At 35.2% G+C, this 12089-nt stretch carries 10 protein-coding genes; 9 read left to right on the top strand and 1 reads right to left on the bottom strand.

The window, feature by feature from the left end; genetic code table 11:
• Positions 1-3: 3 nt before the first annotated feature.
• Positions 4-1824, bottom strand: coding sequence for a sensor histidine kinase (locus tag Q8S25_RS12070; protein ID WP_305538084.1), 1821 nt, complete (start codon positions 1822-1824; stop codon positions 4-6).
• 60 nt (positions 1825-1884) lie between these two features.
• Here Q8S25_RS12070 and Q8S25_RS12065 point away from each other — a divergent pair, with 60 nt between their 5' ends.
• The 9 genes from Q8S25_RS12065 (at position 1885) to Q8S25_RS12025 (ending at position 12081) form a co-directional block, all read left to right on the top strand.
• On the top strand, positions 1885-2613 hold the full coding sequence (locus Q8S25_RS12065) for a LytTR family DNA-binding domain-containing protein (protein ID WP_305538082.1): 729 nt from the start codon (positions 1885-1887) through the stop codon (positions 2611-2613).
• A 112-nt stretch (positions 2614-2725) separates the two neighbouring features.
• Positions 2726-4258 carry a hypothetical protein gene (locus Q8S25_RS12060; RefSeq protein WP_305538080.1) on the top strand — a complete coding sequence of 511 codons (1533 nt, stop codon included), beginning with the start codon at positions 2726-2728 and terminating at the stop codon, positions 4256-4258.
• Positions 4255-5172 (top strand): alpha/beta fold hydrolase, encoded by a 918-nt coding sequence (locus Q8S25_RS12055; protein WP_305538078.1) that lies wholly within the window; start codon positions 4255-4257, stop codon positions 5170-5172. Before Q8S25_RS12060 ends, Q8S25_RS12055 begins: the two co-directional genes overlap by 4 nt.
• Before the next feature lie 22 nt (positions 5173-5194).
• Positions 5195-7735 carry a TonB-dependent receptor gene (locus Q8S25_RS12050; protein ID WP_305538076.1) on the top strand — a complete coding sequence of 847 codons (2541 nt, stop codon included), beginning with the start codon at positions 5195-5197 and terminating at the stop codon, positions 7733-7735.
• A gap of 69 nt (positions 7736-7804) precedes the next feature.
• A complete protein-coding gene (locus tag Q8S25_RS12045) occupies positions 7805-9349 on the top strand; it encodes a class I adenylate-forming enzyme family protein (RefSeq protein ID WP_305538074.1) in 1545 nt (514 codons plus the stop codon).
• The gene (locus Q8S25_RS12040; protein ID WP_305538072.1) at positions 9339-10187 is read left to right on the top strand and encodes an alpha/beta fold hydrolase; all 849 of its coding nucleotides are present in this window, start codon (positions 9339-9341) and stop codon (positions 10185-10187) included. The genes Q8S25_RS12045 and Q8S25_RS12040 overlap by 11 nt, the downstream gene beginning before the upstream one ends.
• Positions 10188-10198: 11 nt before the next feature.
• The gene (locus tag Q8S25_RS12035) at positions 10199-10990 is read left to right on the top strand and encodes an SDR family oxidoreductase (RefSeq protein ID WP_305538070.1); all 792 of its coding nucleotides are present in this window, start codon (positions 10199-10201) and stop codon (positions 10988-10990) included.
• A 17-nt stretch (positions 10991-11007) separates the two neighbouring features.
• Positions 11008-11430 (top strand): hypothetical protein, encoded by a 423-nt coding sequence (locus Q8S25_RS12030; protein ID WP_305538068.1) that lies wholly within the window; start codon positions 11008-11010, stop codon positions 11428-11430.
• A 72-nt stretch (positions 11431-11502) separates the two neighbouring features.
• Positions 11503-12081 carry an alkylphosphonate utilization protein gene (locus Q8S25_RS12025; protein WP_305538066.1) on the top strand — a complete coding sequence of 193 codons (579 nt, stop codon included), beginning with the start codon at positions 11503-11505 and terminating at the stop codon, positions 12079-12081.
• The last annotated feature ends 8 nt before the right edge of the window (positions 12082-12089 follow it).

Here is a 12089-nt window from a genome sequence, read left to right as displayed (position 1 = left end):
AAATTATGTTGTTTCATTTGGTAGCAGAACAGTAAACTGACTGCCCTTTTGATTGCCTTGGCTAATTAATAATTCTCCTTTGTGTTTGGCAATAAATTCTTTGCAAATCAATAGTCCCAATCCAGTTCCTCTCTCTTTGGCTGTTCCTCTTCTTGAATTGCTTAAACTGGCTTTTTGCAATTGTTCAATGGTTTGACTGCTCATTCCAACTCCTTCATCAATTACATGTATTAAGATATGCTGCTCTTTTTGTTCCGTATTTATTTGTATTACGCTGTGCTTGTGACTAAACTTAATGGCATTACTTAATAAATTTCGAATGATAAAATCTAGCATTTCTTTGTCTGCATAAATAATATGATCATCTGAAATAGACTGCTCAATTTGCACCTGTTTCATATGTGCTTGCAAATATAAAAGGCGAATATTTTTTTCTAAAGCAGTTTTTGCTTGCAGCTTTTCTGGCCTAAATTCTAATAAATGCATTTGACTTTTGCTCCACTGTAATACATTGTACAATAACTCATTTAAATAATCTAGTGAGCCTTGCGCCTCTTTAATCATTTTCTTTTTTTCTTCTTCATTCAATTTTTCATGGTGCTGTGTAATCAACTTTAGAAAAGATTGCATAGTTGCCAATGGATTTCTAAGATCATGCGAAATGATTGAAAATAATTTATCCTTAACACTATTTAATTGAGACAATTGTTCTTTAGACTCCTCTAATAATTGCACGGTAACCCTGGTTCTATTGTACCTACTGGCTAATCCTAATGCAAATATGATTACCTGAATTACAAAGCCTATCTGCAAAATATATCTTGTGTAAAAATTGTCTTCAACCAATGACATTTCTCGCAGAATAAATAATATAGCCCCTATAACCAAAAGCGCATTGGCTGTAATAAAGTACTTAGCGGGTTCGTATTGGTCTTTGTAATAAGCTATTAAACCTGCAACCAACATGAAAATTAATACCAATGTTCCAATAAAACCAACGCCTGTTACCAAAGTTTCAAACAGGTCTACATCATAAATAAAACTAACTATTCCTGAAACAAGTAAAATACTGCATGCTATTAAGAGCAACTGAATAATCCTATTCGTTACTGGCATATACTTACTTGTATTCAGATACGTTTTAGTAAATAGTAATCGTGCAATATTGGTTAAAGGAACAATAATTGAATAACAGAAAGTATCCCATCTTGGCGAGTTAGGCCATAAATATTCAATTCCAAATCCGTAATAAAATGCAAGGTAAAGGCCAAGACCAACAATACTAAAAACATAGTAGAGATAACTTTCATCTCTTACTCCATAGAAGATAAATAAATTATAAAGCGCCATTACTAATATGGTCCCTAAAAACATTCCCTGCCAAAATAACCTTCCTGTATCCTGCTGTTCAAATAAAGTGGTTGGCTCTATTATTAGTTTAAAATTTCTTGGATCGTATATGCTATAAACAGGTTCATAGTAAATATCAACCTTGTAAAGCAGATTTTTTAAAAGTATAAATTGGACTGCATTAATATTAGATGGATGACTTCTTTTGTTTAAGGGTAGCAAGGCACCAGTTACTAATTCCTGTGTAACACCTGAGTCATTTGTAATTACTACACGTACCCTACCTGTCTTTGAAAATTGTAAAATAAGGTCTTGATCGGTTTTTGTATTACTAATTAATGAAAAAGTACCTTTGTAGAAGTGGCGGTTTTCTTGATGAAATTGTTTTGTCCAACTGATTTCTTTTTCAATAACTATTGGTTTCCCTTTAAATGATATAATGCTTTCTTTTGCATACCCCATGTTAGCAAGCATTATAAAAAGGAATATGTAAAGGGTTTGCTTCAGAATAAATATTTGCCCTAAATTTAACGAATGAGCGGTATTAAAATTTTATTAGTTGAAGATGATTGGATAATTGCCAAGGAGATTTCACTTTCCCTAAATGACCTTGGCTTTGAAGTGTTGGCGCATGTAGAATCTGGGGAAGACGCTTTAAAAAAAATTTCGGAACTAAAGCCAGACCTTGTTTTATTAGATATTGGATTAAGCGGAGAAATGTCTGGAATAGAAACAGCTCAACTAATTAAAAAAGACTATCAAATACCTTTTATCTTTTTAACTGCCTTAGCAGACAGCTCTACTATTGAAAAAGCCAAGTTAACAGAGCCTTATGCTTATTTAGTTAAGCCGGTTAAAATTGAAACCCTTTATTCTACTATTGAAATTACACTCTACAATGCTGCTCAACGAAAAGAAGTAACTCCTGTATTAAAAGAGGGGCTTACCATTGACGACTCCATATTTGTTAAAACAAAGGGTAGACTTGAAAAACTTCAGTTAAATCAGGTATTATGGGTTGAAGCATCTGATATTTATGCTTTGGTTTGTACTGCTGCGGGCAAGTATTTATTAAATACCAGCTTAGCTGCTGTGGAAGAAAAATTTCCTTCTTCTCGGTTTTTAAGGGTACATCGTTCTTATATTGTAAATGTAGATAAGATTGAAGCCATTGAAAAAGATGAACTTTTTATTAATCAGCAGCGAATTCCTATTGGAAAAACCTATAAGGATAAGCTTATGAGTAAATTATCCTTTCTCTAAAATTACTTTTACCCTCTTTTATTTGCAGTTCGCCTTGTTTTTTTAGTCGTTGGCAAGGTTTTATAAAACGGAATAGGTTACAATAATAATTTCATTGTAACGATTTGCCATTATGAACCATCATGCTTTGCCCGGTATGGTTACTGCCATCTGGATTGCTATCATTCTTTACATGTGTACCATTGTTTTCTTTGTGGTACGCGGTGCTATGAAAACGCATAGCATGAATGATTTTGCTTTGGGGAGCATGCAATTTAATCCTTCATTTTTAGGCCTCTCTTTAGCTGCTTCAATGAGTAGTGCAGCTACTTTCATTATTAATCCGGGGTTTGTTGCTTATTATGGGGTGAGTGGGGTTTTAAGCATGGCTGTTTTTTTACCCATTGGCACATTGGTTTCTTTAGCAGTACTTTCTAAACGTTTTCGAAAGTATGGCCAAACAGTTAATGCCAAAACAATTGCACAGTGGATGGGTATAAGATACCAGAGCAAAGGTTTTGCCTTGTTCTTTGGTTTCTTGTCTTTATTAATGATGGCTTTCATTGTAATGATTTGTGTTGGGTTAACCCAAGTGGTTTCTAGATCGCTCAATTTAGCAGTGTTACCAACTTTAATTGGAGTTGTTGCATTCACTTTCACCTATATGATGTTTGGGGGCGCTAACAGTATGGTTTACACCAATACAGTTCAAGCGTTCTTAAAAATAATTGTAACAATTATTTTACTTGGCTCGGGCTATGATCATTTTTCTGAAGGTGTACATGGTTTTTTAAATAAATTATCGGCCATTGATCCTCAATTAGCAAGTCCATTCAATACTTCTAGTCCCTTATTCAGAGATTTTTTTGAAGTTGCTGTTTGTCAATTAATAGTTGGAACAGCAGTTGTATGTCAACCACATATTTTAACTCGTTCCTTGCTTTTAAAAAATGACAAAGACTTGAATCGTTATTTAACAGTAGCTATTGTTGCACTGGCTTTATTCTTTTTAGTTGTTTTTGTTGGGTTATATGCAAGACTTTTATTTCCAACATTAAGTTTAAATGGTAAACCCATTCCATTAGATGGGGTAATGAGTCAATTTGTGGTAAGTCGTTTTCCTGTGTATATAGCTATTGTTTTAGTGTTGGGTTTAATTTCAGCTGGCATGGCTACTCTTGAAGGACTTATTCAAAGTTTAAGTACCACATTTACTTCCGATATTATTAAACCACTTACTGGTAATAGCATCATTAAACATCCTAATCAGGCGGGTGGATTTATAACTGAATTGGTTATGAATAGATTGGTGATTGTTTTAATGGGGGTTGTTGCCATTTTCATTTCTTATAATCAATTATTGGCACCCGATTTAAGTGTAGGAATATTTGCTCAGAACGGAGTGTATGCTTATTTCTGCGGTGCTTTTGTTCCTGTTTTATTTGGAATATTTACAAAAGATTGCCCTAAAATAGCAGCCATTGCTGCAAGTTTAACTGCTGTGATTGTTCATTTCTCTGTTTATTATGGTCGGCTTACGCCTTATATGCAAAATGGAACTAGAAATCCTGGCGTTGCTTCTTCCATTGCAATTGTATGCTCTTTAATGATTGGACTTATTTTATATTACGCCTTTAGAAACAAAACCAATATTGCAAAGGCATGAAACTACTCATAACCATATTATTTTCTCTCTTTAGTATAAGTATTTCTTATAGCCAGTGTTTGCCGAATTATGGTTTTACTTCTAAGCAAATCAACATTGGTTCAGTGAATATTAACTATGTAGATAAAGGAGTAGGAAATCCTATTTTGATGATTCATGGTTTGGGAGGAAATGCTTCTCATTGGAAAAAAACGATTGAACTGCTTTCTGCTACTAATAGATGTATTGCTATTGATTTACCTGGATACGGTGGAAGTACTGCTGTTAACATGCTTGAGCCTAAAAAAGTTTTAGCTTTTTATGCAAACGCTGCTGTTCAATTAATTAAATCGTTGCAGTTGAATAATGTAACTGTAATGGGACATTCTATGGGTGGTCAAGTAGCAATAATTTCAGCATTACAAGAACCAAATTTAATTAGTCAATTAATTTTAGTTGCCCCGGCTGGCTTAGAAACTTTTACAGAGAGCGAAGCTGCCGCATTAATTAAATATGCCACTCCAGCTTTATATGAATTGCAAGACAGTTCAACCATTGTTCGCAATTATAAAGCAAATTTTTATAAGTCTAATGAAGAAACAGAAAGGTTGATACAAGAACGCATTACCTTAAAAAATTGCACAAACTTTAAAAATTACTGTGCGCAAATAGCATTGGGTGTTCAAGGTATGTTGGCATATCCAGTTAAAGCTCAACTAAACTTAATTAAGCAAAAAACTTTGATTTTGTTTGGAGAAAATGATGCGTTAATACCTAATAGATTATTGCATCCAACTTTAAATGTTCATGATATAGCAGCTATAGGAAATCAAATTCCTTCAGCTAAAATTGAAATGATACCACAAGCAGGACACCTATTGCAATTAGATCAGCCCGCTGCATTATTAAAAATTGTAAAAAACTTTTTACCATAACAAACCAATAAAACAAACCAAGATGAAAAAACTGTTTGTAATACTCGTACTTGCGCTGGTTCAGGTAACCGCTATGGCTCAAGGAACAAAAACGACTGGTCGTATTACCGATGCAGCAACTGGTATGCCATTAGAAGGCGCAAGTGTTACCATTAAGTCTACTGGCATGGGTACTTCTACCGATGTAAATGGTAAATTTTCTTTACTATCTGCTAAATCAGGTAAAATAACTTTACGCATTTCTTATGTTGGTTATGCAGATGTAGAAAAAGTAGTAGAAGCAGGTGCTGCAATAGACATTACATTAAAAGAAGAACAGGGCCGAGGAAATGATGTAGTGGTGAGTGCTTCTAAACGTCCTGAAAAAATCACTCGTGCTCCTGCAACAATAAGTGTAATCAGCGCCAAAGATTTAGAGCAAACTTCATCATTCAATATTGGTGAATTGGCTTCTAAAATTCAGGGAGTTGAATTTATTAGAACAGGTGTGAATGGAGTTGGTTTTAATGCACGTGGATTTAACAATGCATTCAATGCTAAAATTCTTCAAATGACCGATGGTAGAAACTCTATGATGGCTGGGGGTAGTGGTTTGCCTTCTGGAATTATGAATACCGTTATTAAGGAAGATGTTGAAAGATTAGAAATTGTGCTTGGCCCTAACTCTGCCTTATATGGTCCTAATGCACACAATGGAATTGCCAATACCATTACTAAGGACCCTCGTAAACACCAGGGAACTACTTTAGTGATTGGTGCAGGTAACAGAGATGTATTCTCTGGTAGATTTAGAACTGCTTCTAAAATCAATAATAAATGGGCATATAAAATTACTGGGGAATATACCACTGGTAGAGACTTTGAATTCAACGATAGTATTTATGCTGGTGGTAGTGTTTATGGTCCTGCTTTGGCAATACCAGAGCGTATTCCAAACTATAATTTTAAACATGTTCGTGGGGCTGCTGATGTATATTATGCCGTTAATGCTAAATCGGATATTATTGTATCTTATGGTGGTAGCAATAACAATTTCTTAAGCGTAAATAATACTGGGCGCAATCAAATTAAAGATTGGAAGTTCTCCTATTTGCAAGTAAAATATGTTAGCCCTCGTTTTTTTGCTCAAGCCTATGAAACCTGGACCAATGTGGGTAATTCTTATGGAATACCAGGCTATACCAGAGATTACTGGAATAGAACACATAGCACTATAACCGATCCTGCCAATCCTTTATTTGCAGCAGTAGGTCAGTTGTATCCCGATCAGGCAGAAGCTTTTGCTACCAGATTAGGGAATCGTTTTAAAGAAACTTCTAAAAGATTTAATGCTGAAGCACAATACAATAATAATTTTGAAAAGGCAGGTTTAAGTTTAGTTGTAGGTATGTCTTATCAAAAAGACAAGCCCAATACATATGGTACCAGTTTAATTGATGCCAATCAGTTAGTAGAAGTTACACAATATGGTGGTGCTATTCAATTAGAGAAAACCTTACCTGCCGACTTTAAGTTGGTTGCTGCTGCAAGACTTGATCACCATAGTTTATTTAAGAATATGTTTTCTCCAAAACTTGCTTTAGTAAAAGGGGTACCTGGTGGTAGTGTTCGTTTAACTTATGGAAAAGCTTTTGCTGCGCCAATTATTCTCTTTCAAAGAGCAAGTGTATTTGGTTTAGTATTTGGCAATGGTGATGGCATCAATTATGTTCCAAACGGTGCTCCGCTTACCACTACTGCTAATACAGTGCCATTACAACCAGAACAAATTAATACTTGGGAATTTGGTTACAAGGGTACAGTGGGTAAAAAATTATATGTAGACATTAATGGATATTACAGTAATAGTAAAAACTTTTTAAGCCCTGCAATTACTGTAGGAGGTAGAGCTTTAAGTGTAGGAAGTATTCCAATTACCACTCCATTGTTATTGCCTGGCGCTGTTACTGGTGGTGTATTAGGTGGTGCGGCTTTCTCTACTTATTTTAATTATGGAGAAGTAGCTTCTTACGGTGTAGACTTGGGATTGAATTATTACTTTAATGATAATGTTAGTTGGGCATTTAAATATTCATGGTTTGGAAGTGATATTACCAAGAATAATATTAAAAACGATGCCAACAGAGATGGTTATGTTTCTTTAGAAGAAAGAAGTTTAAACGCTCCTGCAAATCGTTTCTCTACTACTTTGAGTTTCCAAAATATGGCTAAGGGTAAAATGTTCTTGAATATCTCAATGCGTTGGGTTGAGTCTTACGACTTATACAGCGGCAACCAAATCGGAACCAAAGTTGGCGCTGGAAGTAGAGGTGTGGTATACGGTGGCATTAATCCACTTAACAACCTACCTAGAAACTATGTCAAGAACTTTAACTGGGGTGCATTGGGTGGTTTTACCACATTCGACATTAGTACCGGTGTAAAATTGAATAGTCAATTATCTATTGGTGCTGGAATTAGCAATGTGTTTAATGTAAAACAATTAGAGTTTGTTGGCTCTCCATCAATAGGAAGATTGTTCTCTGTTGAATTAAAAGCTCATATTCCAAATAGTAAAAAATAGTTCTTAGGTAAGTTTAGTTTTTAAGTAGTGGCGGCCATTGGTCGCCACTTTCCTATTCAAATAAAGGTCATGTATAGCAATCATTTAACCATTCAGCATTGGCTCACCAATCATGCAAAATATAAGCCCAATAAAACTGCTATTATTTGTGGTAAGCATCGTTTAAGTTTTACTCAGTTAAATGCCAACGTGAATCAATTGATTCATGCATTAAAACATGCAGGTATTAAAAAGGGAGACAAAGTAGCTACTGTTTTACCTAATTGTTTAGAATTATGGGAAGTATATTGGGCATGTGCTAAAATGGGTGCAGTGGCTGTTCCACTAAGTCCTTTATTAAGGGGTCATGGATTGGCGAACTTAATTATTAATGCGGATACTGCTTTAATAATTATTAATAAAGAAACCCTTCCTTATTTAAATGAAGTTAAACCCCTCTTGCATTTAAACAATGATGCTTTAGTATGGGTAACCAATGCTGAATCATCGAATGGGGTTGGTTCTTACCATACTCAAAAAGCTGCTTTTGATACAACTGAACCTGCAGTAGAATCTTTAATAGGTGATGATACTTATAATATTATTTACAGCAGTGGTACAACTGGTTTACCCAAGGGGATTGTAATTTCTCATGCAGTAAGAGCCTTATATGGTTCTTTGTTTGCAAACTATTACAGAATGACTCCTGAAAGTGTTGTGATGCACTCGGGTTCAATTATTTTTAATGGCTCTTTTTTAACATTGATGCCTGCTATGTATTTAGGATGCACCTATATTTTGCACGATCATTTTGATCCAGCGCAAGTGGTGTTAGATATTCAGCAAGAAAAAGTAACCCACACTATTTTGGTGCCTTCTCAAATTATTGCATGTTTACAACAGCCTTTATTTACTAAGTCAACGCTGACTTCTATTGAATATATTCTTTCTGTAGGAGCCCCTCTTTTGCTTGAACATAAACAGGCCTTAAACAAACAATTGCCCGGTGTGTTTTATGAGCTATACGGATTAACAGAAGGGTTTATGACCATTTTAGATAAAACTGATTCAATGCGTAAAACCGGATCGGTAGGGTATCCACCTAGTTTTATGCAAATCAAAATTAAAGACGATCAAGGCCAAGAGCTGCCTATTGGATCTACTGGTGAAATTGTAGGAACAGGCCCTCTTTTAATGGATGGTTATTATAAAAATGCTGAACAAACTGTTGCAGCATTAAAAGGGGGTTGGCTGTATACGGGCGATTTAGGTTATTTGGATGAAGATGGATTTCTGTATTTAACAGGTAGAAAAAAAGACTTAATTATATCTGGCGGAGTGAATGTATACCCAGCAGATATTGAAGAAGTAGTTATTCAACACGAAGCTGTTAGCGATGTAGCTGTTTTTGGCGTGCCACATCCCGAATGGGGCGAAACACCCGTTGCGGCAGTTGTGCTTAAAGAAAATATGCGGGCGTCTTCTTCCATTGAAATACAAAATTGGGTAAACAATCATATTGATGCAAGATTTCAAAAGCTAAGTGAAATCATGATAATTGCAGAATTGCCAAGGAATATTGCGGGCAAAGTATTAAAACATGAACTGAAAAAAAGACATGAAAATGCAAAGTAAGTTTATATCATCCAACGGCATTCAATTGCATTTTTTAGATAGTGATTCAAGCAATAGCAATCAACTTGAACCCATTTTATTCATTCATGGACTTACTGCTAATTCGCATGCTTTTGATGCAATCTTTCAAAATTTTTTAGCTGAAAAATATAGATTTATTTCGGTGGATCTTAGGGGCCGAGGTTTAAGTGATCAGCCAAGTACTGGATACACCATGCTTGATCATGCAAAAGATATTGTTGGAATGCTTGATAACTTAGATATAACATCCATTCATATTGTTGGTCATTCTTTCGGCGGATTTTTAGGCTTGTATTTGGCCATTTATTATCCTGCAATGGTAAAAAAATTAGTGCTTTTAGATGCTGCAGTAAACATGCATCCTAATACAAAGGAAATGTTAGTTCCTGCTTTGGGTAGGCTTGGTAAAACCTTTGATAGTTTTGATGATTATATAAATAAAGTTAAACAAGCTCCTTATCTTTCCTTTTGGGATGAAGCAATGCTTTCGTATTATAAAGCGGATGTTTTTCAAAATGCCGATGGAACAGTTACTCCTAGAAGCAAGCCGGAACATATGATGGAAGCAGTTTTGAAAGGAAGCTTAGGTATGCCTTGGGGAGAGATAATAGGGTTATGCAAACAGGAAACCATTTTAATTAATGCGCCTGGTATATACAATTTAGGTGCTGCTTTATTACCAGAGGAATTAGCGAAAGAAACAGCGAACCTATTATCTAATGCAAAGTATGAGCAAGTAAGTGGCAATCACCAAACCATGTTATACGGGGAAAGTGCTAAACAAATAGCGGCTTTGATCCAATCATTTATAAAATAATTTAATTCAACATGCAAATTAAAAATAGTGTTACGGTTATAACAGGTGCTGCTAGTGGTTTAGGAGAAGAAGCTGCTCGTTCATTGGCTGCATTAGGGTCAAGTGTGGTATTAGCTGATATGAATGAAGAAAAGCTACAATTAATCACAACAGAATTAGTAACTGCAGGTTTGAAAGCAAAATATAAAGTAACCAATGTTACTGATGAAAATTCGGTAACTGCTTTAATGGATTTTGCTATCAATGAATTTGGTGCTATCAATATTGTGTTGGCTTGCGCAGGTATTATTAGAGACAGTTATATGATTACCCCTGATCGTGAATCTGGGAAGGTTAAAAAATTCATGAGTACCGAGCAATTCAAACAAGTAATTGATGTGAATCTTACAGGTGTGTTTATTACCCTGAGAGAAGCAGCTATTAAAATGGTCAATCATCAATGTAGGGGAGTATTAATTCCAATTTCCTCTATTAATAAAGTGGGTGAATTAGGTCAACTCAATTACGCTTCTACCAAAGCTGCTATTGCGCTTTGGCCTAAAATTTTAGCTGGTGAATTTCATGCAAGAAATATTAACCATATTAGGGTTGCTGCTATTGCGCCTGGTTATGTAGCTACTCCAATGCTTACTTCAATTAATCCAGAAATATTGCAAAAAATTGTGTCGGATATTCCTTTGGGAAGGTTGGTGAATCCAGAAGAAATTATGCAAACCATTCGTTTTATTGTTGAAAACGAAGCTGTACATGGAACAACACTAGAAGTAAGTGGTGGAATTATAGGAAAAGGGTTAGCAAAGTGATTTTGTATCTTTGACCTATGCCAAAGGGGAAATTAGATATTATAGATAGGGTATTGGAAGCTTGTTATAAACACAATCCCGATGCTTTGTTTGTGATGAGTTTAATGCACCAGTACGAAGAACGAGGTAGTTTAAGTAAAAAACAATTGCAGGGCTTGTTGGCTAAAGCAACTAAAGTGCCCGATATGCCACCCAATTTATTGGCTACATTAGAAGCCACCATCAATAGAATGCATACCCGAGAAAAAGCTCCTGCAACAGTGGGTAAGCCCTTATTCGAAAAAGATTTGCGGCTTGGCGAAAAAATGGAAGCTATTCTTGCAAAATATCCCCAACATAAGCGGGTGATTTTTCTTTTTGATAAATACAATCGAAAAGAGCATTTAACACCGATTGAGAAAGCGGAAGTAGAGAAGTTTCATAAGCTATTGATAAAATAATGATATGATTTTTATCATTTTAGCCCATTGCTAAAAAAGCTACCTTCGGCGCTTTAGAATAAATCTTAGTTTATGAAATTAGAGCAATCTCTTGCGCAGCGAAGCCAAAACCAATGTGAGCTATGTGCTGCATCAACCCCTTTGTCTTTATATGAAGTTCCTCCTGTAGATAGAACTACCGAAGACAATTGCATAATGATTTGTAGTAAATGTTTGCAGCAAATAGAAAAGAAAGAAGCTTTAGACAGCAAACATTGGGACTGTTTAAATACTGCCATGTGGAGTGAAGTGCCAGGTATTCAAGTAGTATCTTGGAGAATGTTGAATAGATTAAGAAATGAATCTTGGGCTGCAGATTTATTAGATATGCTTTATTTAGACGATGATAAATTGGCTTGGGCCAAAGCAACGGGAGATCACGATAATGATGGTACTGTAGATTTGCATTTGGATTGCAATGGGCAACAACTATTTACTGGAGACTCAATTGTTTTAACCAAATCTTTAGATGTTAAGGGAACCAGCTTGAATGCAAAAATGGGTACAGTTGTTAAGAATATTCGTTTGGTGCCCGATAACACAGAACAAATTGAGGGTAAAATTGAAGGCCAAATGATTGTTATTCTAACAAAATACGTTCGCAAAGCATAACTTTATAT

The sequence above is a fragment of the Sediminibacterium sp. genome, from assembly GCF_030695065.1.
Lineage (GTDB): Bacteria > Bacteroidota > Bacteroidia > Chitinophagales > Chitinophagaceae > Sediminibacterium.
Note: the sequence above shows the minus strand (reverse complement) of the source record. Positions and strands in the feature narration are given on the sequence as shown.